At 71.7% G+C, this 25392-nt stretch carries 29 protein-coding genes and 1 pseudogene; 21 read left to right on the forward strand and 9 right to left on the reverse strand.

The features are described from left to right. Window positions 1-2 precede the first annotated feature (2 nt). Both QC283_RS24460 and QC283_RS24465 read left to right on the forward strand, forming a co-directional pair. Entirely contained in the window at window positions 3-290 is a 288-nt protein-coding gene (locus QC283_RS24460) for a hypothetical protein (protein ID WP_279563814.1), read from the forward strand. Beyond that, on the forward strand, window positions 287-685 hold the full coding sequence (locus QC283_RS24465) for a hypothetical protein (RefSeq protein ID WP_279563815.1): 399 nt from the start codon (window positions 287-289) through the stop codon (window positions 683-685). The genes QC283_RS24460 and QC283_RS24465 overlap by 4 nt, the downstream gene beginning before the upstream one ends. On the opposite strand, the gene QC283_RS24470 is transcribed toward QC283_RS24465, so the two are convergent. The 5 genes from QC283_RS24470 to QC283_RS24490 all read right to left on the reverse strand — a co-directional run bounded on the left by QC283_RS24470 (window position 676) and on the right by QC283_RS24490 (window position 5960). Continuing rightward, entirely contained in the window at window positions 676-2124 is a 1449-nt protein-coding gene (locus QC283_RS24470) for a sensor histidine kinase (protein WP_279563816.1), read from the reverse strand. The two genes, QC283_RS24465 and QC283_RS24470, sit on opposite strands and share 10 nt — an antisense overlap. Beyond that, complete coding sequence (locus QC283_RS24475; protein WP_279563817.1) at window positions 2121-2861, reverse strand: response regulator transcription factor; 741 nt, start codon at window positions 2859-2861, stop codon at window positions 2121-2123. Before QC283_RS24475 ends, QC283_RS24470 begins: the two co-directional genes overlap by 4 nt. Window positions 2862-2942: 81 nt before the next feature. Beyond that, window positions 2943-3983 (reverse strand): S1C family serine protease, encoded by a 1041-nt coding sequence (locus QC283_RS24480; RefSeq protein WP_279563818.1) that lies wholly within the window; start codon window positions 3981-3983, stop codon window positions 2943-2945. A gap of 102 nt (window positions 3984-4085) precedes the next feature. Further along, complete coding sequence (locus QC283_RS24485) at window positions 4086-5108, reverse strand: LacI family DNA-binding transcriptional regulator (protein WP_279563819.1); 1023 nt, start codon at window positions 5106-5108, stop codon at window positions 4086-4088. Between the two features lie 42 nt (window positions 5109-5150). Further along, on the reverse strand, window positions 5151-5960 hold the full coding sequence (locus QC283_RS24490; RefSeq protein WP_279563820.1) for a response regulator transcription factor: 810 nt from the start codon (window positions 5958-5960) through the stop codon (window positions 5151-5153). 236 nt (window positions 5961-6196) lie between these two features. Between QC283_RS24490 and QC283_RS24495 the strand changes: the two genes are divergently transcribed. The 7 genes from QC283_RS24495 (at window position 6197) to QC283_RS24525 (ending at window position 11807) form a co-directional block, all read left to right on the forward strand. Then, window positions 6197-7078 carry an alpha/beta hydrolase gene (locus QC283_RS24495; protein ID WP_279563821.1) on the forward strand — a complete coding sequence of 294 codons (882 nt, stop codon included), beginning with the start codon at window positions 6197-6199 and terminating at the stop codon, window positions 7076-7078. Window positions 7079-7140: 62 nt separating this feature from the next. Then, window positions 7141-7395 (forward strand): MoaD/ThiS family protein, encoded by a 255-nt coding sequence (locus QC283_RS24500; protein ID WP_279563822.1) that lies wholly within the window; start codon window positions 7141-7143, stop codon window positions 7393-7395. Between the two features lie 3 nt (window positions 7396-7398). Next, on the forward strand, window positions 7399-8841 hold the full coding sequence (locus QC283_RS24505; RefSeq protein ID WP_443032679.1) for a hypothetical protein: 1443 nt from the start codon (window positions 7399-7401) through the stop codon (window positions 8839-8841). Window positions 8842-9003: 162 nt separating this feature from the next. After that, window positions 9004-9741 carry an LmeA family phospholipid-binding protein gene (locus tag QC283_RS24510; RefSeq protein WP_279563823.1) on the forward strand — a complete coding sequence of 246 codons (738 nt, stop codon included), beginning with the start codon at window positions 9004-9006 and terminating at the stop codon, window positions 9739-9741. A 502-nt stretch (window positions 9742-10243) separates the two neighbouring features. Further along, complete coding sequence (locus QC283_RS24515; RefSeq protein WP_279563824.1) at window positions 10244-11089, forward strand: sulfurtransferase; 846 nt, start codon at window positions 10244-10246, stop codon at window positions 11087-11089. Window positions 11090-11140: 51 nt separating this feature from the next. Further along, window positions 11141-11428 (forward strand): DUF1416 domain-containing protein, encoded by a 288-nt coding sequence (locus QC283_RS24520; RefSeq protein WP_279563825.1) that lies wholly within the window; start codon window positions 11141-11143, stop codon window positions 11426-11428. 118 nt (window positions 11429-11546) lie between these two features. Further along, a complete protein-coding gene (locus tag QC283_RS24525; protein WP_279563826.1) occupies window positions 11547-11807 on the forward strand; it encodes a DUF3099 domain-containing protein in 261 nt (86 codons plus the stop codon). A 42-nt stretch (window positions 11808-11849) separates the two neighbouring features. On the opposite strand, the pseudogene QC283_RS24530 reads toward QC283_RS24525, so the two are convergent. Further along, window positions 11850-12071, reverse strand: a pseudogene (locus tag QC283_RS24530) (DsrE family protein); the annotation flags it as partial. Window positions 12072-12311: 240 nt separating this feature from the next. Here QC283_RS24530 and QC283_RS24535 point away from each other — a divergent pair. Genes QC283_RS24535 through QC283_RS24545 form a run of 3 tightly spaced genes read left to right on the forward strand, consistent with a single transcriptional unit; the run spans window position 12312 to window position 14859 of the window. Next, a complete protein-coding gene (locus tag QC283_RS24535) occupies window positions 12312-13082 on the forward strand; it encodes a hypothetical protein (RefSeq protein ID WP_279563827.1) in 771 nt (256 codons plus the stop codon). Continuing rightward, entirely contained in the window at window positions 13079-13999 is a 921-nt protein-coding gene (locus QC283_RS24540; RefSeq protein ID WP_279563828.1) for a hypothetical protein, read from the forward strand. Before QC283_RS24535 ends, QC283_RS24540 begins: the two co-directional genes overlap by 4 nt. Continuing rightward, window positions 13996-14859 (forward strand): hypothetical protein, encoded by an 864-nt coding sequence (locus QC283_RS24545; RefSeq protein WP_279563829.1) that lies wholly within the window; start codon window positions 13996-13998, stop codon window positions 14857-14859. Before QC283_RS24540 ends, QC283_RS24545 begins: the two co-directional genes overlap by 4 nt. A gap of 138 nt (window positions 14860-14997) precedes the next feature. Here the strand turns inward: QC283_RS24545 and QC283_RS24550 are convergent, their stop codons facing one another. Beyond that, window positions 14998-15360, reverse strand: a complete 363-nt coding sequence (locus QC283_RS24550; protein ID WP_279563830.1) for a DsrE family protein — start codon at window positions 15358-15360, stop codon at window positions 14998-15000. A 263-nt stretch (window positions 15361-15623) separates the two neighbouring features. Here QC283_RS24550 and QC283_RS24555 point away from each other — a divergent pair, with 263 nt between their 5' ends. The 3 genes from QC283_RS24555 to ygfZ are packed head-to-tail and all read left to right on the forward strand — an operon-like array spanning window position 15624 to window position 17644. Continuing rightward, window positions 15624-16199: an FABP family protein gene (locus tag QC283_RS24555; RefSeq protein WP_279563831.1), complete on the forward strand. Its 576-nt coding sequence runs from the start codon at window positions 15624-15626 to the stop codon at window positions 16197-16199. A 32-nt stretch (window positions 16200-16231) separates the two neighbouring features. Then, on the forward strand, window positions 16232-16669 hold the full coding sequence (locus tag QC283_RS24560; protein WP_279563832.1) for a Fur family transcriptional regulator: 438 nt from the start codon (window positions 16232-16234) through the stop codon (window positions 16667-16669). Between the two features lie 9 nt (window positions 16670-16678). Further along, window positions 16679-17644 carry a CAF17-like 4Fe-4S cluster assembly/insertion protein YgfZ gene (ygfZ, locus tag QC283_RS24565; RefSeq protein ID WP_279563833.1) on the forward strand — a complete coding sequence of 322 codons (966 nt, stop codon included), beginning with the start codon at window positions 16679-16681 and terminating at the stop codon, window positions 17642-17644. 49 nt (window positions 17645-17693) lie between these two features. Here the strand turns inward: ygfZ and dtd are convergent, their stop codons facing one another. Beyond that, window positions 17694-18119: a D-aminoacyl-tRNA deacylase gene (dtd, locus tag QC283_RS24570; protein WP_279563834.1), complete on the reverse strand. Its 426-nt coding sequence runs from the start codon at window positions 18117-18119 to the stop codon at window positions 17694-17696. 585 nt (window positions 18120-18704) lie between these two features. Between dtd and QC283_RS24580 the strand changes: the two genes are divergently transcribed. The 4 genes from QC283_RS24580 to QC283_RS24595 all read left to right on the forward strand — a co-directional run bounded on the left by QC283_RS24580 (window position 18705) and on the right by QC283_RS24595 (window position 23283). Then, window positions 18705-19325, forward strand: coding sequence for an RsiG family protein (locus tag QC283_RS24580; RefSeq protein ID WP_279563835.1), 621 nt, complete (start codon window positions 18705-18707; stop codon window positions 19323-19325). A gap of 90 nt (window positions 19326-19415) precedes the next feature. Then, window positions 19416-20489 (forward strand): asparaginase, encoded by a 1074-nt coding sequence (locus QC283_RS24585; protein ID WP_279563836.1) that lies wholly within the window; start codon window positions 19416-19418, stop codon window positions 20487-20489. Window positions 20490-20675: 186 nt separating this feature from the next. Next, on the forward strand, window positions 20676-21968 hold the full coding sequence (locus QC283_RS24590) for a GNAT family N-acetyltransferase (RefSeq protein ID WP_279563837.1): 1293 nt from the start codon (window positions 20676-20678) through the stop codon (window positions 21966-21968). A 379-nt stretch (window positions 21969-22347) separates the two neighbouring features. Then, a complete protein-coding gene (locus QC283_RS24595) occupies window positions 22348-23283 on the forward strand; it encodes a FadR/GntR family transcriptional regulator (RefSeq protein ID WP_279563838.1) in 936 nt (311 codons plus the stop codon). 11 nt (window positions 23284-23294) lie between these two features. Here the strand turns inward: QC283_RS24595 and QC283_RS24600 are convergent, their stop codons facing one another. Beyond that, on the reverse strand, window positions 23295-23483 hold the full coding sequence (locus tag QC283_RS24600; RefSeq protein WP_279563839.1) for a hypothetical protein: 189 nt from the start codon (window positions 23481-23483) through the stop codon (window positions 23295-23297). Window positions 23484-23629: 146 nt separating this feature from the next. On the opposite strand from QC283_RS24600, the gene QC283_RS24605 reads away from it, so the two are divergent. Further along, window positions 23630-24505, forward strand: coding sequence for a winged helix-turn-helix domain-containing protein (locus QC283_RS24605; RefSeq protein WP_279563840.1), 876 nt, complete (start codon window positions 23630-23632; stop codon window positions 24503-24505). After that, on the forward strand, window positions 24505-25260 hold the full coding sequence (locus QC283_RS24610) for an HAD family hydrolase (RefSeq protein ID WP_279563841.1): 756 nt from the start codon (window positions 24505-24507) through the stop codon (window positions 25258-25260). The genes QC283_RS24605 and QC283_RS24610 overlap by 1 nt, the downstream gene beginning before the upstream one ends. Window positions 25261-25392 lie beyond the last annotated feature (132 nt).

The following is a 25392-nucleotide window of genomic DNA, read 5'->3' on the forward strand; positions in this document are numbered from 1 at the left end:
CCATGGCAGAGAACACGACCATTCAGGTGTCACGCCAGGCCCGCGACCACCTCGCGCAGGTCGCCAAGGAGCGAGGCATGACCCTCGGCCAGCTGGTCGAGCAGCTGGCCTCGGAGCAGCCGACGGCGGAGCAGATCGCGGAGCGGGTGGCGGCCACGCGCACGGTGCTGCGTGAACGGCTGGGCTGCACACTGAGCGACGAGGAGTTCGAGAGCGGACCGAACGTGCTGGCCAACATCTACGCGATGGCGGCGGACAAGACCCGGGCTCTCGGGGAGCAAGCCGCGTGATCATTCTGGACGCGGGTGCGGCTCTGGCGCTCGCCCATGGCCACGAGGCCCTCCATCGCCTCGCCGACAATGTCGCTCACACGCCGGGTGACTGGCTGCACCTCCCGGCGCTGTGCCTCATGAAGGCCGAGGAGAGTGAGGCGAACGTCGGAGGCGCGCTGATGGCGCTTCCGGGCCTGCACATCGATCCGCTCGGTCAGGTCGCGGCCATCACGGTCGGCGGGATGGTGCGGGACGGCTGGGGTGGTGCCGATACGTGTCACGCGCTCTACGTGGCGACGCCGCACCTGGACTCGGGGGGCATGTCGATCATCCTGACCGGGCAGGAGGATCTCTACCCACCGGGCTTCCTCACCGTCGACATCGACGCCCCCGGCATGCTCGGCTACCACTGACCCCCGTCGACCGTGTCCACCTCCGGCGGCGGTACCGGCGCCCCCGGCAGCCGTACGGTCGCCACTGTTCCGTCACCGCCGTCCTCGGCCCGCGTCAGGCTCACGGTGCCCCCCGCCTGCTGCACCGTCCGCGCCACGATGGACAGGCCGAGGCCCGAGCCGGGCAGGGCGCGTGCGCTCGGGGAGCGCCAGAAGCGGTCGAAGACGTGGGGGAGCTCGTCGGCGGGGATGCCGGGACCGTGGTCGCGGACGGTGAGGACGCCGTCGGCCAGACACACGTCGACGGTGCCGGAGTCCGGGCTGAACTTCACCGCGTTGTCCAGGATGTTGACGACCGCGCGTTCCAGGGCGGCCGGTTCCGCCCGTACGTACCAGGGCCGCACGTCCGCCGTGATCGTCAGCTCCGGGCCGCGCAGGCGGGCGCGGCGCAGGGCCGACTCGACGACGTCGTGCCAGGCGAGGATGCGGGTGCGGCCCGCGTGCTGGCCGGTGTCGGGGCGGGACAGTTCCTGGAGGTCGCCGATCAGCGCCGCCAGTTCCGTCATCTGCGCCTTGACCGAGGCGAGCAGTGCCTTGCGGTCCGCCTCCGGGATCGGGCGGCCGGTCTCCTCGCTGCGGGTGAGGAGTTCGATGTTGGTGCGCAGCGAGGTGAGCGGGGTGCGCAGTTCGTGGCCGGCGTCGGCGATGAGCTGCTGTTGCAGGTCGCGGGAGCTGGCCAGGGACGAGGTCATGCTGTTGAAGGAGCGGGAGAGGCGGGCGATCTCGTCCTCGCTGTCGTCCTCGACGGGGATGCGGACGGTGAGGTCCTCGGTGCGGGCGACATGTTCGACGGCCCGGGTCAGCTCGTCGACGGGGCGCAGGCCGGCGCGGGCCACCCACAGGCCGGCGGCGCCCGCGCCGACGACTCCGGCGCCCGCGACGAAGACGAGCACGAGCGCGAGGTTGCTGAGGGAGCTGTTCACCTCGCTCAGCGGCCGCGCGGCGGAGACGGCGACGCCCCGCAGATCCGACACGGTGTAGGTGAAGACCCGGTACTGGGTGCCGTCGGACCCCGTGGCGTCGTGCAGCGCGCTGGAGGACTCGCCCTCCGCCACGGCGTGGTCGGCGTCGGTGAGCGGGACCTCCTCCGTGCCGATGACGAGACAGCTACCACCTGTGCGGTCCACGAGCTGTACGGACGAGCCGTAGGGGTTCTGTTCGTGTGTGCCAGGGTCGTGCGCGCACTGGAACGTGCGTAGGTCGAGGTACTTGCTCACCTGCTGCACATCCATGCGGTTGGCCTTCAGAGCCTCGTCCAGCGAGCTCACCAGGACGCTCTTCACCACGAACCAGCACGCCACCGCCGCCGCCGCCACCGCGAACGCCACCGCCGCCGCCACCAGCAACGACAGCCGCGCCCGGATGGGCAGCGCACGGACACGGCGTACCGGGCTTCTCACTCCGCGCCGCCCTGCCGCAGGACATAGCCGACGCCGCGGACCGTGTGGACGAGGCGCGGCTCGCCGGCCGCCTCGGTCTTGCGGCGCAGGTACATGACGTACACGTCGAGGGAGTTGGACGACGGCTCGAAGTCGAAGCCCCAGACCGCCTTGAGGATCTGCTCCCGGGTGAGGACCTGGCGCGGGTGCGCCATGAACATCTCCAGCAGGGTGAACTCCGTACGGGTCAGTTCGACCGGCCGCGCGCCCCGCGTGACCTCCCGCGTCCCCAGGTCCATGGTCAGGTCGGCGAAGGTGAGGGCGTCGTCGTCCTCGGCCGTGGCGGCGACCGACGCCGCGTAGGAGCTGCGGCGCAGCAGCGCGCGGATACGGGCGAACAGCTCGTCCAGTTCGAAGGGCTTGACCAGGTAGTCGTCGGCGCCGGCGTCCAGGCCGGTCACCCGGTCGCCGACCGTGTCGCGGGCCGTCAGCATCAGGATCGGGGTCATGTCGCCCGCGCCGCGGATCCGGCGGGCGGCGGTCAGACCGTCCATGCGGGGCATCTGGATGTCGAGGACGACCAGGTCGGGCCGGTAGGCGGCCGCCTTCTCCAGGGCGTCGGCGCCGTCGACGGCGACCTCGGTGCCGTACCCCTCGAAGGCGAGGCTGCGCTGGAGTGCTTCGCGGACCGCCGGCTCGTCGTCGACGATCAGGATGCGCTGGGTGTCACGGTCGCGGTCGCCGTCTGCGGGGCTCATGGGCTCGGGGTCCTCGGGTGGGATGGGATACGGGCTGCCAACGCCTTCAGCGTCGCACGTCGCATCATGCGTCGTGCCGGCTCAGCTGTTGGCGCCCGCTCGCAGGGCGGGCAGGTCGGCCTTGACGGTGTTGATCGGGATGGCGAAGCCGAGGCCGACGCTGCCCGCGCCGGCGGAGGACTCGGCGGACGAGTACATCGCGGAGTTGATGCCGATGATGTTGCCGTTCATGTCGATCAGCGCGCCGCCGGAGTTGCCCGGGTTGAGGGACGCGTCGGTCTGGATCGCCTTGTACGTCGTCGTGGACGAGCCGGTGTCGCCGTTGAACTCCTGACCACCGAACTCGAACGGCCAGCCACCGCCCTGCCGCTGCTGTTCCTGCTGCCGGCCCTCGTCCGTGGAGACGGTCACGTCACGGTCCAGGGCCGAGACGATGCCGCTGGTCACGGTGCCGGTCAGGCCCTCCGGGGAGCCGATCGCGACGACCTGGTCGCCGACCCCGACACCGTCGGAGTCGCCGAGGGTCGCGGCCTTCAGGCCGGAGGCGTCGTCCAGCTTGATCAGTGCGAGGTCCTTGCTGCTGTCGGTGCCGACGACCTGGGCGGTGTACTGCTTGCCGTCACTGGTCCTCACCTTGACGGACGACGCCCCGGAGACGACGTGGTTGTTCGTGATGATCTCGCCGTCATCGGTGATGATCACGCCGGAGCCGGTGGACGAACCGGCGTTCGAGGTGGCGCTGATCTCGACGATGCTCGGGCTGACCGCGTCGGCGACCCCGGCGACCGTGCCCTTCTGGCTGGAGGGCACCACGTTGGCGCTGGTGGCGCTGGAGGCGACGGTGTCGCTGCCGGTCAGCTCCTGGATGCCGTACGCGGTGCCACCGCCGACGGCCGCCGCGACGATCGCCACGGTCGCGAGCAGGGCGGCGGGGCCGCGCCGGACCGTGCGCCTCTTGCGCGGCGGCTCGGCCCGACCGTCCTGGAAGGAGGCGGCGGGCGGCTGGACCGGCGGGGGCGGCCACTCGGGGTTGACGGGAGAGGAGGCGTGCTGGTGGGTCCCCTGATACGGGTTCGCGTGCTCGTACTCGCCGCTGTGGCGGAGGCTCTCGGTCATGTTCATGAGCTTCCCGCCCCCGTATGAGAGCGGCCTGAGTGCTGTCTGAGAAGCCCGGCAGAACCTCGTATGCCCGATATAAAGCCGTGCGGGGGAGGAAAGGGAGAGCTACTCGCAGCCACAGGACTGGCGCAGCACCAGCCGGGACGGGAACACCTTCAGCCGCTCGCGCCGTGAGCCCGCCACCCGCAGTCCGTCGTCCAGGACCAGGTCCACGGCGGCCCGCGCCATCGCCGACCGGTCCGAGGCGACCGTCGTCAGCGGCGGATCGGCCAGGTCGGCTTCCTTGATGTCGTCGAAGCCGGCCACCGCCAGCTCGCCGGGGACGTCGATGCGCAGCTCGCGCGCCGCGCGCAGCAGGCCGATCGCCTGGTCGTCGGTGGAGCAGAAGATCGCGGGCGGGCGCTGCGGACCGGAGAGCAGGTCGAGACCCACGCGGTACGCGTCGTAGCGGTTGTAGGGCGCCTCGAAGAGCCGGCCCTCGGTGGAGAGCCCGGCCTCCTTCATCGCGCGCTTCCAGCCCTCGACGTGGTCGGAGACCGGGTCGCCGACGGACGGGGTCTCGGCGGTGCCGCCCATACAGGCGACGTACTCGTACCCGTGCTCCAGCAGGTGGCGTACGGCGAGCTGGGCACCGCCCAGGTCGTCGGTGACGACGGCGACGTCGTCGATGGCCTCGGGACGCTCGTGCAGCAGGACGACCCGGGCGTCCCAGGCGTCGATCTCGGCGGCGGCCATGTCGTTCAGGGCGTGGCTGACCAGGATCAGGCCGGAGACGCGCATGCCGAGGAAGGCGCGCAGGTAGTGGACCTCGCGCTCGCCGACGTAGTCGGAGTTGCCGACGAGCACCATCTTCCCGCGCTCGGAGGCGGCCCACTCGACCGCGTGCGCCATCTCCGCGAAGAAGGGCTGGCGGGCGTCCGGCACGATCAGGCCTATGAGGTCCGTGCGCCGCGACGCCATCGCCTGGGCGACCCGGTCCGGCCGGTACCCCAGTTCCTTGATCGCGGCGAGGACACGCTCGCGCGTGGCCGGGGCGACCGGCCGGGGTCCGTTGTTGATGACATAGCTGACGACGGCGGTGGAAGTCCCCGCCAGCCGCGCCACATCATCCCGAGTCACCTTGGCCACGCGCGGAGTCTACGCGGATGGATCCGCCCTGGGCAGGGCGTATCACACCTTGGTTGACGTCGCTTCCACCGTGCTGTCCGGCCGGGTGCCGGCCTGGCCGTCCGGCCGGGCCGCCCCCGCCTTCGCCTGGGCGTCCTCCGTGGCGCGCCCCGCCTTCCCCGCCTTCTCCGCCTTCTCGGGCTTCTCCGGCGTGACGAAGCGGTAGCCGACGTTGCGGACGGTGCCGATCAGCGACTCGTGCTCGGGGCCGAGCTTGGCGCGCAGCCGCCGCACGTGCACGTCGACCGTGCGGGTGCCGCCGAAGTAGTCGTAGCCCCACACCTCCTGGAGCAGCTGGGCGCGGGTGAAGACCCGGCCCGGGTGCTGGGCGAGGTACTTCAGCAGCTCGAACTCCTTGAACGTCAGGTCCAGGATCCGGCCCTTGAGCTTCGCGGAGTACGTCGCCTCGTCCACCGACAGGTCGCCGTTGCGGATCTCCATGGGGGAGTCGTCGCCGACGATCTGCTGGCGGCCCATGGCGAGGCGCAGCCGGGCCTCGACCTCCGCCGGGCCGGCGGTGTCCAGCAGCACGTCGTCGATGCCCCAGTCGGCGGTGACGGCGGCGAGGCCGCCCTCGGTGACGACGAGGACGAGCGGACAGCTGAGCCCGGTGGACCGCAGCAGCTGGCACAGGCTGCGGATCTGGGGCAGGTCGCGGCGCCCGTCGACGAGTATGACGTCGGCGCCGGGGGTGTCGACGAGGGCGGGGCCCTCCGCGGGAGCGACGCGTACGTTGTGGAGCAGCAGGCCGAGGGCGGGGAGCACCTCCGTCGACGGCTGGAGGGCGTTGGTCAGGAGCAGCAGAGAACTCATCGCGCCCCACCTGCCTGGGTCGTCTTACGGTCGTGCACGTTTCGCTCGCCCATAACGTCTGGTTCCTCCTGGGTCCCTGCGAGGACGTTTACGGCACTGCTTCGTACAGGTGCGGACCCCGTGCCCGTGGGGCCCGCCGCGCGTCCGGGAGGTGAACGCTGCGCAACGCTCCCGGAAGCACAAAAGGACCCGGGGGCTACGTTGCCCGAGTCCTCATGCCCAGCAGAATAGCCGACATGAGCGACCGACCGTCGGGTCATGTGGCGCGTCCCACCCTTCGTCCGCATCCCGAGACACCCCGAAGGACGTCGAACCGCACGCCCTCACGCACCTTCCTGCGCACTTGTGACGGGGTGCGGATCGACGCCGTGTACGAGCCGGGCGCGAGCGGCCGCGACGCCCCTGACCTGGTGTTCGTCATCGCCCACGGGTTCACGGGCGACGCGGACCGCCCGCACGTACGGCGGATCGCGGCGGCGTTCGCGCGCTACGGGGCCGTGGTCACGTTCTCCTTCCGGGGCCATGGCGCGTCCGGGGGACGGTCCACCGTCGGTGACCGCGAGGTGCTCGACCTGGCGGCGGCGGTCACCTGGGCGCGCGGCTTCGGGCACGCGCGCGTGGTGACCGTCGGCTTCTCCATGGGCGGCTCGGTGGTGCTGCGGCACGCCGCGCTCTACGGCGACCAGGGCGGCGACAGTGAGGAAAGCGGCGGCGACGGCGGTGACGCCCGCACGGACGCCGTCGTGTCGGTGAGCTCCCCCGCCCGCTGGTACTACCGGGGGACGGCCCCCATGCGCCGGCTGCACTGGCTGGTGATGCGGCCCGCCGGGCGCCTGGTGGGCCGCTACGGCATGCGCACCCGTATCCATCACCGGGACTGGGACCCGGTGCCGCTGTCGCCGGTGGCGGCGGCGGGGCGGATCGCGCCGACGCCGCTCCTCGTCGTCCACGGCGACCGGGACGGCTACTTTCCCCTCGACCACCCCCGGATGCTGGCCGAGGCGGCCGGTGACCACGGCGAACTCTGGCTGGAGCCCGGCATGGGCCACGCCGAGCACGCGTCCGACGAGGACCTGCTGCGCCGGATCGGCGACTGGGCCGTGTCCCGGGCGGGCTAGCCTGACGGTGTTCACCGCCGATCGGCACGGACGCCGATCGGCACCGGCGACGAAGGAACCAGATGGCAAAGGTCACGGTGCGCTACTGGGCCGCCGCGAAGGCCGCGGCGGGGGTGGCCGAGGAGCCCTACGAGGCGGCCACGCTCGCCGACGCGCTCGGCTCGGTGCGCGAGCGACACCCCGGCGAACTCACGCGCGTGCTGCTGCGCTGCTCGTTCCTCGTCGACGGTGACCCCGTGGGCACGCGCGGGCACGAGACGGTACGGCTGGCCGAGGGCGGCACGGTCGAGGTGCTCCCGCCGTTCGCAGGAGGCTGAGCGATGACCAACCAGCCGTATCAGCCGCATCAGCGGAATCAGCCGTACGAGGGGTACGAAGGGTTCCAGGGGCAGGGGCAGGAGGGGGACGAGGGGTACGAGGCCCAGGCGTGGCCCGGGCAGCAGGCGCAGCAGGCGTATCAGGGGCATCAGGATCACCAGAGCCACCAGGGCTATGAGGACCCGGACGCCGCCCAGTACACGCAGCAGTGGCAGGGGCAGACCTGGGAGACCCAGATTCAGCCGCCGGTCTCCGTGGAGGAGACGGCGTATATGCCGCCTCAGGCGCCTCAGGCGCCGCACGGGTATCAGGAGCCGGCGGGTACGCCGTACGGGACGACCGGCGGCTACGCACCGCAGCCGTACCCGTCGCAGCCGCAACCGCAGGCATACGCGCCCCAGCCGCAGCCGTACCCGTCTCAGCCCCAGCCGCAGGCATACGCGCCGCAGCCGCAGCCGTACCCGTCTCAGCCCCAGCCGCAGGCATACGCGCCGCAGCCGCAGCCGTACCCGTCTCAGCCCCAGCCGCAGGCATACGCGCCGCAGCCGCAGCCTCACCAGCCGTATGAGCCCCAGGTGGCTCCCGCCCCCACTCCGGCGCCCCCCACCCCGGCACCCCCCACTCCCGCGCCCCCCGCCCCCGCGTCCTCCGACGCGCCCGGCTACGGCCCGGCGACCATCGCCGGGAACACACGGGTCACCGACGCGCAGCGTGCCCGTGCCGAGGGGCGTTCGCCGATCATCGACCCGGGGATGCAGCCGGCCGGACTCACCGCGCTGCTCGGGCTGCTGCTGGCCGGGTCGGCGGCGCTCGGCACGTACGCCCTCCTGGTTCCCCTCGTCGTCCTTCAGGCCGTCACCGCGGCGGGCTGGTTCCGTCTGAACGGCATGTGGCCCGCCCGGCAGGGCATCGCGCTGGGCTTCGCGGGGGCGCTGGCCGCCGACGCGGCGATGCTGGTGTCGGACCGCTCCCCGGCGGCGATCCTCGGCACGCTCGGGGTGTGGGTGCTGCTGACCCTCGTACTGCAACTGCGCTCGCACGCCGATCCCGATGAGCGGATGTACGGCCTGATGGCGACCGTCGCCGCGTCGGCGCTGGCCGTCATCGCGGGCGGGTACCTCGCCGCCGACGCGGACGCGGTGACGGTCGGCGCGATCGCGGTGGCCGTCGCCGCCGTGGCCCGCGCCCTGCCGTTGCCGACGCCGGCGTCCGTGGCCGTCGCGCTGCTCGCGGCGGGCGGGGCGGGGTTCGCGGTCGGTTCCATGACGGACTTCGGCACGTCGGGGGCGCTGCTCGGCGCGGGGGCGGCGGTGTGCGCGCTGATCGGCCACCGGGTGGCCGCCTACGACTACCCCTCCCGGTTCGTCCACTTCACGGCGGGCGTCGCGCTGCCTCTCGCGGCCGCGGCACCGGCGGTGTACGTACTGGGCCGGGCACTCGGCTGAGTCACCGCCCGGGCCAGGGGGCTGCCTCCGGCCCGCGCTCCTCCTGTCACAGGTGATCCACAAAACCCCGGCGGCCCTTCCGCGCCGCGTTACCCTCGCGCTGGACGGCCGCCGGTCGTCGGGGACCGCCGTCGTCGAACGCCCAGGGTTGGGGAACACCACATGCGTGCATTGCGAATACTGTTGATCGTCGTCGTGATCCTGGGCGGACTCTTCGCGATCGCGGACCGTGTGGCGGTCAACTTCGCCGAGGGCGAGGCGGCGGACAAGCTGCGCAGCACCGAGAACCTGGCCTCGACGCCGGACGTCTCCATCAACGGCTTCCCCTTCCTCACCCAGGTCGTCGGCGGCGAACTGGACGACGTCGAGATCGGCATCGACGACTACGAGGCGTCCACCGGCAACAGCGGCGAGAAGATCCGTATCGACGGTCTGCGCGCCAACATGAAGGGCGTCGAGTTCTCCAGCGACTTCAGCTCCGCCACCGCGGCCACCGCCACCGGCACCGCGACCGTCGGCTACGACGAGCTGATGAAGGCCGCCAAGTCCGAGCCCACGGAGATCGCGCCCGGCATCACCGCCAAGGTCATCGGCCTCTCCGACGGCGGCAACGGAAAGATCAAGGTCTCGCTCCAGGGCACGGCCTTCGGCGTCGCGCTCCCCGAGCCGGTCGAGGTCCTCAGCTCCGTCACGGTCAAGGACAACGACGTCGAGGTCGTCGCCGACGGCCTCCCGGAGATCGGCGGCAAGCAGCTCGCGGAGTCCCGGATCCGCGCGATCACCGACTTCCAGCAGACCATCGACGAGCTGCCCGGCGGCATCGAGCTGGACAAGGTCGAGGCGGCGAAGGACGGCGTCGAGATCTCGGTGAAGGGTTCGAACGTCAGGCTGGCCGGGTAGGACGACGGTCGGCCACCCGAAAGGACGACGGGTCGGCCACCGGAAAGGACGACGGGTCGGCCACCGGAAAGGACGGCGCGGCGACCGTGTGCCGTCCGGCAAGTGAGACGGCGCCGTCCGTACCGCAGATGCGGCGGCCGGCGCCCCGGGCCGGGACTCACCCGGCGACACCCCGAAAAGCGCACTGATCCCACACTCCGGACGATCCCGTCTCAGGATTCGACACGCCGGTGACATGGCCCGCTGTCCATCCCTACGATCGGGACCTATGCAGCATCAGACGAGCGTCCTTTGGCCGCGGCGCCAGGCGGACCTCACGAAGCGGCGGGCAGTGGATCTGTGCCGCGTTTCCGCCATGCTCTGTCGCACCATCTGAGCCGGTCGGCGACGTCGCCGACCGTGTCCCCCTCACCGCCCCGCCCAGGGCACCCGCGCGCCGCCCCGGCATGAGCGCGCCCCCTCTCACCGCACGTCCCGCCGCCAACTGCCCCGGAGGAGAAACATGAGCCGCAGCGACGTACTGGTCGAAGCCGACTGGCTGCAGGACCACCTGGACGACCCGAGCATCGCGATCGTCGAGGTGGACGAGGACACGTCCGCCTACGAGAAGAACCACATCAAGAACGCGATCCGGATCGACTGGACCCAGGACCTTCAGGACCCGGTCCGCCGCGACTTCGTCGACCAGGAGGGCTTCGAGAAGCTCCTGTCGGCCAAGGGCATCTCCAACGACCACACCGTGGTCCTCTACGGCGGCAACAACAACTGGTTCGCGTCCTACGCCTACTGGTACTTCAAGCTGTACGGCCACGAGAACGTCAAGCTCCTCGACGGCGGCCGCAAGAAGTGGGAGCTGGACGCCCGCGAGCTGGTCGACGGCACCGACGTGCCCGAGCGCCCCGCGACCGACTACAAGGCCAAGCCGCAGAACACCGCGATCCGCGCGTTCCGCGACGACGTGGTCTCCGCCATCGGCGCGCAGAACCTGGTCGACGTCCGCTCGCCCGACGAGTTCTCCGGCAAGCTGCTCGCCCCGGCCCACCTGCCGCAGGAGCAGTCGCAGCGCCCGGGTCACGTCCCGTCCGCCCGCAACATCCCGTGGTCGAAGAACGCCAACGACGACGGCACCTTCAAGTCCGACGACGAGCTCAAGGCGCTCTACGAGGACGAGCGGGTCGACCTGGCGAAGGACACCATCGCCTACTGCCGGATCGGCGAGCGCTCGGCCCTGACCTGGTTCGTCCTGCACGAGCTGCTGGGCGTGGAGAACGTCAAGAACTACGACGGCTCCTGGACCGAGTACGGCTCCCTCGTCGGCGTGCCGATCGAGCTCGGCGCCGCCAAGTAAGCAAGCGGGTACTGCACCCGACCGATCCTTCCCAACCCTCAGGAGTACGACATGTGCGGAGCGAAGGCCGGCGGCCCCGACGCCTCGACGATCAAGCCCGGTGAGACCACGATCCAGGGACACGTGACCCGTGACGGCGAGCCGGTGACGGGCTACGTCCGGCTGCTGGACTCCACCGGCGAGTTCACGGCGGAGGTCCCGACCTCCGCGACGGGCCAGTTCCGGTTCTACGCGGCCGAGGGCACCTGGACCGTCCGGGCGCTCGTGCCGGGCGCCAGCGCCGACCGCACGGTCGTCGCCCAGGACGGTGGACTGGCGGAGGTCGCGATCGCCGTCTGACGGCGAGCGGCGGCGACAGCGGCAAGCGACGGCCGAAGGGCCGCACCCCACGGGTTGGACGCCCGGGGTGCGGCCCTTCGGCATGTCCGGCCGGCCCGTCCGGTCCTACCCTGGACGTGTGTACGCGCGTCGGCGGCATCGCTACTTCGTGATGATGGGCATCTGCATCACGCTGTTCGTCCTGGCCTGGGGCGTCGTCCGGCTCTGGTCGGTCCCGGCGGCCGTCGGCATGTGCGTGGCCGCCATGGTCATCCCCCCGCTCGCCGCGATCGTCGCCAACCGCCGCGGTCCCGACGACCGCTGGTGGGACGACCCCTCCGGCGACCCGAAGTCCGACGAATGGTGGGACGAGCTGGACGGTAAGCGGCGGCCGCGCTAGACATGCGGCATCGAGGCCGGCGACCTGGGCTCCGCGGTCCGCTCAGTAGACGAGTGCCTGGGTGTCGTCGGCGAGTGCCTCCTGTACGAAGACCTGTGCCCCCGCGATGCGTACGCCCTCGACGAGGTCCTTCTCGGTGAGGTCGCGGCGGGCCGCGCACTGGGTGCACAGCGTCACCCGGCCGCCCGCGAGGACCGAGTCCAGCAGGTCGGGCAGCGGCGCGGCGTGCGGCAGCTCGAACTCGGCCGCGCGGCCCGGCACCGAGCTTCTTCGCCATGGCCGAATCGTGATCAACGGTTCCGCAACCCCGGAGTCGGGTCGCGGGTCTCCTGTGCGCACGCTTGATCGAATGTGTTGTACACGTTTCTGTGGGGGGACGTCTTGGAAGAGGAACCAGCGAGACCTGCGGCGCCCGCCGCACCCGCGGCACCGACGACACCGGAAGACCGCACGCCGCCGGAGAAATCCGCGGTCGATGAGGACCGCGAGTCGTCGGACGGGCCCGTGGCGCCGGGCCAGCCCACGTCGCTCGGTGACGCGTCCGCGCCCGCCGAGGGCGCCGGACGACCCCGGCGGCGCGGGCGTACGGCCTCGCTCATCGGTGTCGCCGCTGTGTTGGGCCTGGTCGCCGGTGCCTGCGGCGGAATCCTCGTGCAGGTGGGCCGGGAGCCGACGAAGCTGCCGCCCTTGTCGCAGACCGCGCTCGCGCGCAGCGAGGGTGAGGCGCCGAAGCCGCTGCCCGCCGGCCAGGACCGCCAGGTGCGCACCGATGGCGACCTGCGCGACCTGCTGCTGGAGAAGCCGCGCGGGGCCGAGGAGACCGACTGGCTGAAGGACTCCGACGGCTGGATGGACCTGGCGGGCTACGCCGGGACCTTCGGGGACCCGCAGCGCGGGTTCGAGAAGCTGCTGCGCAGCGAGTTCCGCCGGGCGGCCGTCACCGGCTGGGAGGTCGACGGCGCGTACTCCGTGGAGATCCGGCTGATCCAGTACCGGCAGGAGGAGGTCGTCGGCGCCGGCGGAGCCAATGCGAGCGGCCAGTACTTCGCGGGCGAGGGAGGCACCGACGACGGAGGGGTCCCGGGCACGGGGGACGGCCGGGTGTATATCGACGACCAGCCCCTCCCGGGTCTCGAAGCCTCGTCGTATCCCTACCTGGCGGAAGCGCACGCCCGGCGGGGTGACATCGCCATGGAGATCTGGATGAGCGGAGCCAAGCGGATCGAGAAAGAAATGATCACGAGTTTGGCCGAGCGGCAGATGGAGCGGCTGTGAACGAGAACCGCAACGACGACCCGTTCACGGCCGCCGCCCCCTCCGGTACAAGCGCCGCCACGTCCGCACCTGTGGACGCAGCCGACGCAGCCGACGCGGTGGACGCGGTGGACGCGCGGGCCACGGAACCCACCACCGAACCACCCCCTTCCACCCGCGGACGGCGCGGCCGCCGCCGGATCGCCGCCGTCACTGGGGCACTCCTGCTGACCGGTGCCGTCGTCGGAGCCGTCGCGTGCACCGCCGTGGCCGTCGCGAACGCCGACCGGGATCCGGGCGTCCCTTCCTGGGCGCGTCCCGAACCCACCGAGGACCACCCGGTGGTGGCGGCCGAGCCGGGCAGCCTGGCCTGGACCCTCGTGCCGTACCGGCCCGGCAACTGGTCGCGCGGCCCCGACCTGGGGGAGTTCGGCTCGGACGCTGTGCTGAACGGCGACCGGACGGCCGCCCTGCTGAAGGAGTCGCTGGCCGGACTGCCCCGGACCGAGCGCAAACGGCTGGAGAAAGAGATCGACCGCGGGCCCGTCAAGGAGATGGCGATGCGCAGTTACGCCTTCACCATGGGGGAGGACGCCAACCGCGTGGCGGGCGCCGCCGCCATGACCCTCGTGCTGGCCCGGATGGAGAATCCGACCGCCGCCCGTGCCGTGACGAAGGGCCAGAACACGTTCCTGGACGCCCTGGACGTCTTCCGCGAAGGCCCCGAGATCGAGGGCTATGAAGACGCCGAGTGCTTCCGCACGCCCTCCGGATCCGGCGGCGACGAAGACCTCGAATCGATGTACTGCTCCGCCTCCTTGGCGGACATCACGGTCACCGCCACCGCCGCGGGACTGCAGCCGTTCGACGCCGAGGGCGTCGCCGCGCTGTTGAAAGATCAGTTGGACCGCATCGTCGAACCCGGGGAGTCCGTGTGACCGAGCAGATCGCCCCGTCGGCCCCCGTCACGCCGGCGCCCGCCCTGCCGCCTCTGCCGGACGCCCCGCCGCCCGGCGCCCCGGCGCCGTCGGGCAAGGACCGCCGAGCCCTGCGCGCCGTGCTGCGCTGGACCGCGGCCGTCGCCGTCTTCGCGGCGGTCGGTTCGGCCACGGCGTACGGCATCACGCGGATGGACCGGACGGACGTGCCCGGGCTCGCGACCGCGTCGGACGGGCGCTGGATCTTCCCGACGCTCACCGCGGCGCCGCTGCCGTCCGGCAGTCCGGGGCCGTTCGACGCGACGAACGCGGCCGGTGCTCACTACGCCGATGTGCGGGACCTGCTCCTGCCGGTGCCCGAGGGAGCGACGGCCGACCGGGCGCTGCGCGGCAAGGACGGTTGGCTGGCGACGGAGACCTTCCTCGCGGAGTACCGGGAGGAGTCCGACCGTGATGCGCTGCGGCAGAAGGTCGTCGACGCGGGGTTGCGGCACATCGCCGCCCGTGGCTGGACCGCTGACGACGGGACGCACACGCGGATCTACCTGCTCCATTTCGGCACGGCGGCCGTCGTGGACGCTCTGCACACCATGCAGCTGGCGCCGTACGACAGGCCGGCCTACGCCGTGCGAGGCACGGAAACGGTGGAGCCCGACGAGGACTTCCCGGAGGCCGCCGAGTCCGACGACGTGCTCACCTCCATCTATACCGAGCCCGAGCCCTACGGCGGCGAACAGGTCCGCGAGGCGTACCTCGGCGCCGGAGACGTTCTGGCAGTGGTGCTGCAGAGCCGCCCAGGCGGGGCAGGGGAGGTGCCCTTCCAGCAGACCGTGGCCCTGCAGACCCGGCTGCTCCTCTGACCACCCGGGCGCATGCCGGGCGTGTCCGGGGCCATGCACCCCGAAAGCGCGAGCACTTCGCCCCCGCTGTCATCGGGGCGCTCATGCGAGCGCCCCGATGACACTTCTTCGTCAGTTGTTCACGCTTCTCAGGAGGACTCAGTAGACGAGTGCCTGGGTGTCGTCGGCGAGCGCCTCCTGTACGAAGACCTGTGCCCCCGCGATGCGTACGCCCTCGACGAGGTCCTTCTCGGTGAGGTCGCGGCGGGCCGCGCACTGGGTGCACAGCGTCACCCGGCCGCCCGCGAGGACCGAGTCCAGCAGGTCGGGCAGCGGCGCGGCGTGCGGCAGCTCGAACTCGGCCGCGCGGCCCGGCACCGCGAACCAGGCGGACTCCCCGGTCAGCCACAGGGAGACGTCGACACCGCTGGCCACGGCCACCGCCGCCACCGTGAACGCCTGCGAGCACCGCTCGGGCGCGTCGGCCCCAGCCGTCACCTTGATCACGAGCTTCTTCGCCATGGCCGCATCGTACGGCCCGCCGGAGGGCCCACCTCGCAAAGTGGCGCCGCCCCGGGCCGCGTAAGCTGGGTCCCGGCCCCGTGCACGTAGCGCACGCAACGCACTCCGCATCACCGAGGAGCACCCCGTGGAGATCTTCTTCGAAGCCCTGCTGGTCCTGGTCTGCGTCGGCGTCCTCGCCTTCGCCGGTCTGACCGTGAAGAAGCTGTACCAGGGCCAGCGCTGACCCCACCCACGCCCACGCCAGGAAGTACGTTCCGCTCATGATCGAGATCCCGTCCGACCTCCACAAGAGCCTCGTCCCCCTCGCCTTCCTCCTGGGCGACTGGGCGGGCGCGGGCGTGCACGACTTCCCCGGCGCCGAGAAGTGCAACTTCGGGCAGGAGGTCTCCTTCAGCCACGACGGCCGGGACTTCCTGGAGTACCGGTCCCACACCTGGGTCCTCGACCAGGACGGGAACAAGGTCAGCCCGCTGGAGTCCGAGCACGGCTTCTGGCGCGTCGACGCCAACCGCAGGGTCGAGGTCACGATGACCCGCGACGACGGCGTCATCGAGATCTGGTACGGCGAGCTGGCCGACCAGAAGCCGCAGATCGACCTGGTGACGGACGCGGTGGCCCGCACGGCCGCCTCCCGTCCCTACACCGGTGGCAAGCGGCTGTACGGCTACGTCAAGAGCGACCTGATGTGGGTCGGCGAGAAGCAGACCCCCGAGGTCGAGCTGCGCCCCTACATGTCGGCGCACCTGAAGAAGGTCGTCACCCCGGAGGACGTCGAGCGCTGGGCCAAGGCCCTGCCCGATGACATGCCCGACGACGGGATCGCCTTCTTCAAGTAGGCCCCCGCCCGGGAGGTCCTAGACTCGTGGGTGTGGTGAGCACCGACTGGAAGAGCGACCTCAGGCAGCGCGGCTACCGGCTGACCCCGCAGCGGCAGCTGGTGCTCGAAGCCGTGGACACCCTCGAACACGCGACCCCCGACGACATCCTCGGCGAAGTGAGGAAGACGGCGTCGGGGGTCAACATCTCCACCGTCTATCGCACGCTGGAGCTCCTCGAGGAGCTCGGGCTGGTCAGCCACGCCCACCTCGGACACGGCGCGCCCACCTACCACCTGGCCGACCGGCACCACCACATCCACCTGGTGTGCCGGGACTGCACCAACGTGATCGAGGCCGATCTGTCGGTGGCCGCCGAATTCACCGCCAAGCTGCGGGAACAGTTCGGTTTCGACACCGACCTGAAGCACTTCGCGATCTTCGGCCGGTGCAGGGACTGCTCCCTGAAGGGTCCCACTACCGAGTCGTAGGCTAGGGGTATGAAGAGCCCCCTGCTGGCCCTGCCCGGCGCCGTCCCCGCCGAGGGCGTGGACGAAGGCGTCGCCGCCCACTACGGCGATCTGTTCCGCGAGCAGCGTGCCCTCGCCGAAGGCACCGGTTTCGTCGACCTCTCCCACCGCGGTGTCGTCGCCGTCACGGGCGACGACCGGCTGAGCTGGCTGCACCTGCTGCTCACCCAGCACGTCAGCGACCTGCCGACCGGCGAGGCCACCGAGGCGCTGATCCTCTCCGCGAACGGCCACATCGAACACGCCCTGTACCTCGTCGACGACGGCACGACCGTCTGGGCCCATGTGGAGCCCGGCAGCCAGGAGGCGCTGATCGCCTACCTGGAGTCGATGAAGTTCTTCTACCGGGTCGAGGTCGCCGACCGCACCCCCGACACCGCGGTCGTGCATGTGCCGGCCGGCTCGATCACCGAGGTCCCCGAGGGCGTCGCCGTCCGGGAGACGCCGTACGGCCGTGACCTCTTCCTGCCGCGCGACGAGCTGGAGGCCTTCGCCGACCGGGCCGGTCCGCCGGCCGGGATCCTCGCGCACGAGGCGCTGCGCGTCGAGCGGCACCGTCCCCGCCTCGGCTTCGAGACCGACCACCGGACCATCCCGCACGAGCTGGGCTGGATCGGCACGGCGGTCCATCTCCAGAAGGGCTGCTACCGGGGGCAGGAGACCGTCGCCCGGGTGCACAACCTCGGCAAGCCGCCGCGTCGCCTGGTCTTCCTGCACCTGGACGGCAGCGAGGTCCACCTGCCGCCGAACGGGGCCGAGGTGCGCCTCGCCGACGACGGGCCCGACGGCCGGAAGATCGGTTTCGTCACCACGTCCGTACGCCACCACGAGCTGGGGCCGGTCGCCCTCGCCCTGGTGAAGCGGAACGTGCCGGTGGACGCGCGCCTGATGGCCGAGGACACGGCGGCGGCCCAGGAGACGGTCGTAGAGCCCTGAGGGCCTCGGGAGTCCTGGGAATCCGGTCGGGGCGGGGGCCCGACGGGCGTCAGACCTCGACCAGCACCGTGAACGGGCCGTCGTTCGTCAGCGACACCCGCATCCGCGCGCCGAAGCGGCCCGTCGCCACGGTCGCGCCCAGCGCGCGCAGCTGGGCGACGACCTCGTCGACGAGCGGCTCGGCGACGTCGCCGGGCGCCGCGGCGTTCCAGGTGGGGCGACGGCCCTTGCGGGCATCGCCGTAAAGAGTGAACTGGCTGATCACCAGAAGCGGTGCGCCGGTGTCGCTGCACGACTTCTCGTCGTGCAGCACCCGCACCGACCAGAGCTTGCGGGCCAGCTGCGCCGCCTTCTCCCTGGTGTCGTCGTGGGTGACGCCGACCAGGACGCACAGGCCCTCGCCGTCGATCGCTCCCACGGTCTCGCCGTTCACGACGACGTCCGCGCCGTCCACCCTCTGTACCACCGCACGCATCCCGCCATGATGCCGTGCGCCCCCAGGGTGTCGGCACGCGGGCCCGTACGGGGTTCCCTTCGCTCCCTAACCGTTCCTGCGACGCCTTCGTGAGCGCACCCGCCCACCGGGCCGACGACTGCGGGGTCAGCTCCCGCTTACGCACCGCCCACGCCCCGGCGTCATGCTCCAGGCCGTCACGACAACGCGCCTTGAGGTGAGCTGCCCCAGCCGGGTCCGGACCGCTACCCCCGACGGGCCCAGCGCGACAAACGGCGCCATAAGCTGCCGCAGACCACCCATCCCCACACCCCCTGACAAGCCCCCCGGGAACCCGCTCACCCCACCCAACGAGCACGCCCGTCAAAAGGTCACGCATTCGACAAACGGACTCCCGTTCCCTCCTCGGTACAGCACAGACCATGCCGCATCCCCCTGGCCGCACCCCCGCACACGCCAGAACACACTCATGCCCCCTCAAGAGCCAGCAGTTCCATACCCCCCATCTGGGGCCGATCAGGGCTGATCATGGGCACTCGGTCACATAGCGGCCACCTGGGGTGGCACGATGCTCTCAGAAGCCGGTCGAGGGGACGGTTGAGGCATATGAGCACATCAAGTACGGGGCAGCCGCTTGGGACTGTCGCGTTGACATATCCGGGGGGCCTGGAGGCGCCCCGGCCACCCGTGCAGCGCACGGACAGCCCGGAACTGCCCGCGGAGCCGCCGGGGCACGCACAGACCGGGCTGAGCCTGCCGGAGCTGCGCACCCTGCGCCGGGACGCGCAGCGCGAGGAGGCCGACCTGAGCTATGTGCGGCGGCTGCTGCAGGGCCGTATCGACATTCTGGGTGCGGAGCTGGCACGGCGGCGGCCGACGTCCGTGGTGACCACCGCGGCGACGGGGTCCGTCGTCGAGCGGCTGTCGGAGATCCTGACCGACGCCCCGGCCCGGCAGCGTTCCTCCGCCCGCCATGTGACGCTCGGCACTCCGCGGAGCGAGGAGTGCCGACGGCTGGCGGCGGAGATGCTCGGCGAGGTGGAGCTGTCCGACCTGACGGCCCGCACCGACGCCGAGCTGACCGCCGGAATGGGCCGGCTCGTCCGCTACGAGCAGCAGGTTTCCCGGCGGCGGCAGCGGCTCCAGCGCACCGCCGACGACTGCAGCGCGGAGATCGCACGCCGGTACCGTGAGGGGGAAGCACAAGTCGACGACCTGCTCGTGTGACGCGTGGGGCGGCCGCCGGGCCGCCCTCCGGGGCCCGGCGATCCCGGGCCGTCGCCCGCGGCGGGTCACCCGTCCGGAAGGCCACCGCCGATGCCCGCGCCCCAACCGTCCCAGCCCCAGCCGCCCCAGCCCCAGCCGTCCCGTTCGCAGTCGTCCCAGCCTCAGCCCCAGCCGTCCCGTTCGCAGTCGTCCGGGCCCGCGCCCACGTCGGACCTCTCGTCCGTCGTACCGCCCGTCCTCGCCGAGGTCGTCCGGTCCGGCTTCGTCGAAGGGCGGCACCGGGGCAGTCTGGTCGTGCTGGGCGCCGACGGGGCCGTGGAGCTGGCGCTGGGCGAGGTGACGGCGCCGGTCTTCCCGCGCTCCTCCAACAAGCCGATGCAGGCGGCGGGCGTTCTGCGGGCCGGTCTGGATCTCGCGGGGGAGCGGCTGGCGCTGGCCGCCGCGAGCCACTCCGGGGAGCCCTTCCACCGCGACCTGGTCCGCAAGATGCTGGATGAGTACGGCCTGGACCCGGCCCTGCTCCAGTGCCCGGCCGACCTGCCGCTGGACCCGGAGGAGCGGGACACGTACCTGGCGGCGGGCGCGGCGCCCGACCGGATCACCATGAACTGCTCCGGCAAGCACACCGCGATGCTGGCCGTCTGCGCGCAGCGGGGCTGGCCCGTGGAGAGCTACCTCGACCCCGGCCACCCGTTGCAGCGGATCATCCACAGGGTTGTGGAGGACGCGGCGGGCGAGCCGGTCGCCGCCGTCGGCACGGACGGATGCGGGGCGCCTTTGATGGCGATCAGCCTGGTCGGGCTGGCCCGCGCCTTCCGTTCCTTCGTCCACGCCGAGCCCGGCACGGCGGAGCGCCGCGTCGCCGACGCGATGCGCGCCCACCCCGAGTACGTCGCCGGCACCCGCCGCGCGGACACCTGGCTGATGCGCGAGGTGCCCGGCACCCTGTCCAAGATGGGCGCGGAGGCCGTCCAGGCGGTCGCCCTGCCCGACGGCCGCGCCCTGGCCTTCAAGATCGAGGACGGTGCGACGCGGGCCCTGAACCCTGTGCTGGCCCGAGCGCTGACACTGCTGGGCGTGGAGGGGCCCGTGGTCGACCGCATCGGCCGTACGCCCCTGCTGGGCGGCGGGCGCGAGGTGGGGGAGATCCGGGCGGCCTTCTGAGGCGCGGGGCGGGCGGTTCCCGTGGCGGGGAGGGGCGGCGGCATCCGTGGCGCGGGGGTGGCAGCTCCCCTGGTCCCCACGGCGCCGAGGCGGGCGGCCCCCACGGCGCCGGGCCGGCAGCCCACATGGCGCCGGCCCCGGCAAATCCGCGCGACGTCGGCCCGGTCGCCGACCTACCGTGAGCTCATGACCCGCCGCACCGACATCGACGTACGTCCCATCAGCGAGGCCGAGTTCGCCGACTGGCACCGCGCCCTGAACACCGGGTTCCTGATGCCGCCCGCGGTCGGCGCGGAACAGTTGGAGGCCCGTCGACACCTCTTCGTGCCCGGCCGGTTGCTCGGCGCCTTCGACGATGAGCGGTGCGTGGCGACCTACCGCTCCTTCGCGCAGGAGATCACGGCCGTGGGCGGTGCCCAGGTGCCCGCCGACGCGGTCTCCAACGTCACCGTCACCGCGACCCACCGCCGCCGCGGCCTGCTCACCCGCATGATGGCGCAGGACCTCGCGGCGGCGAAGGAACGCGGGGATGTCGTCGCGACGCTGATCGCGGCCGAGTACCCGATCTACGGCCGGTACGGCTTCGGCCCCGCCACCACCATGACGGAGTGGACGGTCGACGTGCCGCGCGCCGGCCTCGACCGGCGCTGGGCGGCCCCGGAGGCCGGCGGCCGGATCGACCTCGTGGACGGCGAGGACGTCCGCAAGCTCGGACCCGAGCTGCACGAGCGGCTGCGCCGGGCCCAGCCGGGCGCGGTCAGCCGGGCCGAGCTGTGGTGGCAGACCCGTACCGGGGTCCTGAGCGTGTACGACACCCCGTGGATCGAACCCTTCTACGCCGTGTACCGCACGGCGGACGGCGAGGTCGAGGGCATGGCCTCGTACCGGGCCGACGACCACTGGGGCGACGCCAAGCAGCCGCTGAACACGGCGACCGTCGACTGGCTGCTGGCCGTGACACCGGCCGCCGAGCGCGCCCTGTGGCACTACCTGTGCTCGATCGACTGGATCACGACGGTGAAGAGCGGCTGGCGGGCCCCCGACGACCTGCTCCCGCATCTCCTGCCGGACCCGCGCGCGGCCAGGATCACCACGCAGGCGGACTGGCTGTGGGTGCGGATCCTGGACGTCGTACGGGCGCTGGAGGCGCGGACGTACGAGGGGCAGGGATCGCTGGTGCTGGAGGTCGTGGACCGATGGGGGTCCCCCCGCTCGAGCGGAGCCGAGAGCGGGGGAGGACTCACCGGCGGTCGGTGGCGGCTGGAGGCGGGAGAGGACGGGGCGTCCTGCACGCCCACCACCGAGAGCGCCCACCTCGTGCTAGACGTGGCCGAGCTGGCGACGCTGTGGCTGGGCGACGAGTCGGCCGTACGGCTGGCCGCGCTCGGCCGGGTGGAGGAAGTACGAGCGGGCGCCGCCCGTGTGGCCGACGCCCTGCTGCGTACGTCCAGGCGGCCTTGGTGCCCGGACATGTTCTGAGGCGACTCCCTTCTGCCGGTGACGGGTGGGTGTGCGCATCCGTAGCGCGTGCTCTTCGGTTGTGGTTGTCGTCCCGTTGTTCAGTTGTGGTTGTGCCTGTCGTGCCTGTTGTGCCTGTCGTGCTCGTCGTGCGTGGTGCTGACTGACTGTCCGGGCTCCCGGCTCCCCTCCGGAAGGGGGCCCGGACAGCAGTACGTCGGTTCAGCCGGACCGGGCGAGCGGCATGGTGGCCCCGTCCGGCACCGTGTTGGCCAACCTCCAAGTGCTACGACCACGTTGTCCAAGTTGGCTGCCAACTTCACTGTATTTATCTCCGCTTGGAAGCGGCTCATAACCACCTTCGCGCGAACTGCCCGAAGATGGCGGGAAGTTGTAGTGTTTGGTCGTGGAGCAGGAACATGCCCCCGTCAACGGGCGGAAGAGACCGCAGCGGCCACGGAGAACACATCGTGAGGTGGCCGACGAGCTGCGCGCCCGGATCCGGACCGGCCGGCTGCAGCCGGGCCAGCGCATGCCCACGCAGGCGCAGTTGGCCGAGGAGTTCGAGGTGGAGCGCGGTGCCGTCCGCCAGGCCCTGCGCATCCTGCAGTCGGAGCGGCTGCTCACCAACGTGTCCAAGGGGAGTCCCGCGACCGTCGCCCCCGACCTCCACGCCGGCCTGACCGGGCCCGGGGCGCCGCCGATGCCGACCACGGTCTCCCTCGCCCCCCGGATCGCCGAGGCCTTCGCCGCCCCGCACGTCGAGATCGACGCCCTGTGCCTGACCTCGGTCTCCCTCACCCTCGCCATCGGCGAATCGCTGCGACAGATCCACGCGGGGCGACGGAAACCGGCCAAGATCGACGTACGGGTCCTGCTGCCGAGCCGGAACATCGACCTGGCCTTCCCCGTGGCGGTGGCCGGCAGCGGGGCCGGAGGCGAAACCGGTCGCGGGGCTGGTGACCCCGTGCACGAACGGTGGTTGGCCATGCGCAACGCCCAGGGCCAGGTACTCCGGCACAACCTGCTGGCCCTGCGGGCCACGCACGGCATCGACGTGCGCGTCTCCTTCCGTGCGCTGCCCTTCACGCCGCCCGTGAAGCTGTACGTGCTCAACGGCACGGAGGCCCTCTTCGCGTACTACACCCTCAGCCGCCGCGAGCAGGAGATCGATCGCGAGCCGATGGAGATGTACGACGCGGAGGGCATCCGCTCGACGCTGTTCGCCTTCGGGCAGGGCGGTGGCCTGCGCGACGGGACGTTCGTGGAGCAGTCGCGGCTGTGGTTCGACGCCCTGTGGGAGACGATCAGCTCGGAGCTGCTGCTCACCGCGTGATCACCTCCCGGTCACAGCGCCGGGCCCGCGACCAGGAGGGCCAGCACCACCGCTCCGGCGGAGCTGACGGACGGGCTCTTGGCCTTGACGCCCACGGTGAGCAGGAGCAGACCGACGAGGCCGGTGGCGCCGTACTTCCACTGGACGAACTGCTCGAAGGTGACGACGAGGACCGCGGAGACGAAAGCGAGGACGGGCATGGTCTTTCCCCCTTCGGAAGTCTGGACAGGAACTTCCGCCAACTAGACCAAGTTGGCAACCAACTCTGAGTAGGTTGTCCCCACTTGGCTACTACCTATAAACAAGTTTCAAACAACTCCCCGTAGGCAGGTCGAAGTTGTAGCGTTTGGTCGTGACTCAGGAGAACGTGTCCGTGAACGGCAACAGAAGGCTCTCGTCCCAGGAGATCGCCGACATCCTGCGCGAACGGATCCGCGGGGGAGACCTCAGGGCCGGCGACCGCCTGCCCACCCAGGCCGAGTTGGCCGAGGAGTTCGCGGTGGAGCGCGGCACTGTCCGCCAGGCCCTGCGGGCACTCCAGGAGGACGGCCTGCTCACCAACGTCAGCAAGGGCAGCCCGCCCCGCATCGCCGAGCCCGCCACGCCCCGGGGCGAGCCCCAGCCGACGATGGTGGCGCTCGGGCCGCGGCTGTCGGAGGCGTTCTCGGCACCGCGGGTGCGGGTCGACGTCGTGTGCCACACCTCGGAGACGTTGATGCTGGCCCTCAGCGAGCCGCTCCGCCTGATCCACGAGGGGCGCATCCGCCCGGAGTCCATCGACTTCCGCGTCCTGATGCCGTCGAGGAACATCGAACTGGCCTTCCCCGTCCTGGTCGCGGACGAGGAGGACGACCCGGTCCACCAGCGCTGGCTCCAGATGCGCAACGCCCAGGCCCGGGTGCTCCAGCACAACCTGCACGCCGTGCGCTCCACCCACGGCGTCGACGTGCGCGTCGCCTTCCGCGCGCTGCCCTTCACCCCGCCGACGAAGCTCTACCTGCTGGGCGGCGAGGAGGTCCTCTTCGGCTACTACATGCTCACCCGGCGCGAGGAGGAGTACGAGAGCCGGACGCTGGAGATGTACGACGCCCTCGGCTCCCAGTCGCTGCTGTTCTCCTTCCTGAAGCGGGCGGGCCACCGGGACGCGGTGTTCGTGGAGGAATCGCAGAAGTGGTTCGACGCCCTCTGGGAAACCATCACCTCGGACATGACACTCTCCTAGTGACTTCTGATGCGACGCGGACCGGGCCGGTGGCGGCGGACACGGAGAAGGCGGGCCCCGAAAGGCTGGCACGGCTGCTCGACGACGCCCGTTTCGTGCTCTGGGACTTCGACGGGCCGGTCTGCCGCCTGTTCGCCGGGCACAGCGCGGAACGGGTGGCGGCCGACCTCGTCGACTGGCTGGAGGGGCGCGGACTGCGCGGGCTGCTGACGGAGACGGAGCGGGAGTCCCCTGACCCCCACGCGGTGCTGCGCGCCGTCGACCGCCGGCACCCCCGCAGCGACCTGGTCGAAGAGCTGGAGGAGCGGCTCACCCAGGAGGAGCTCCGGGCGACCGCCTCCGCCATGCCGACCGCGTACGCCGACCCGCTGATCCGGACATGGACGGCGGTGGGGGTGCGACTGGCCGTCGCCACGAACAACTCGCCCCGCGTCGTACGCACGTACCTGACCGGCCGGAGTCTGCTGGCGTGCTTCACCCCGCACATCTACGGCCGTACCCAGGAACTCCGGCTGCTGAAGCCCGACCCGCACACGCTCGTCCGCGCCCTCAGCGCCATGGGGGCCGCCCCGTCCGCCTCGCTGTTCATCGGTGACTCCCCCTCCGACTGCCAGGCGGCCCGGCGTGCCCGGGTCCCCTTCCTCGGCTACGCCCGCGACGACCGCAAGGCGAAACTCCTCAGGGACGAGGGCGCCGACACCGTCGTCGACTCCTTCGAGCCGCTGGTACGCCTGCTGCGCGGCCGGGGCCGGTAGACCGGCGAGGGCCGGCGCCGGGCGCGGAGGCGGGGCACGGGGGCCGGGCGCGGCCGGGGTCGCATGGAGCCGGACCGGGTGGCCAGGGAGCCGGACCGGTTGTCATGGAGCCGGACCGGGTGCTCTCGCGGA

This window comes from Streptomyces sp. DH41 (assembly GCF_029813785.1).
GTDB lineage: Bacteria > Actinomycetota > Actinomycetes > Streptomycetales > Streptomycetaceae > Streptomyces.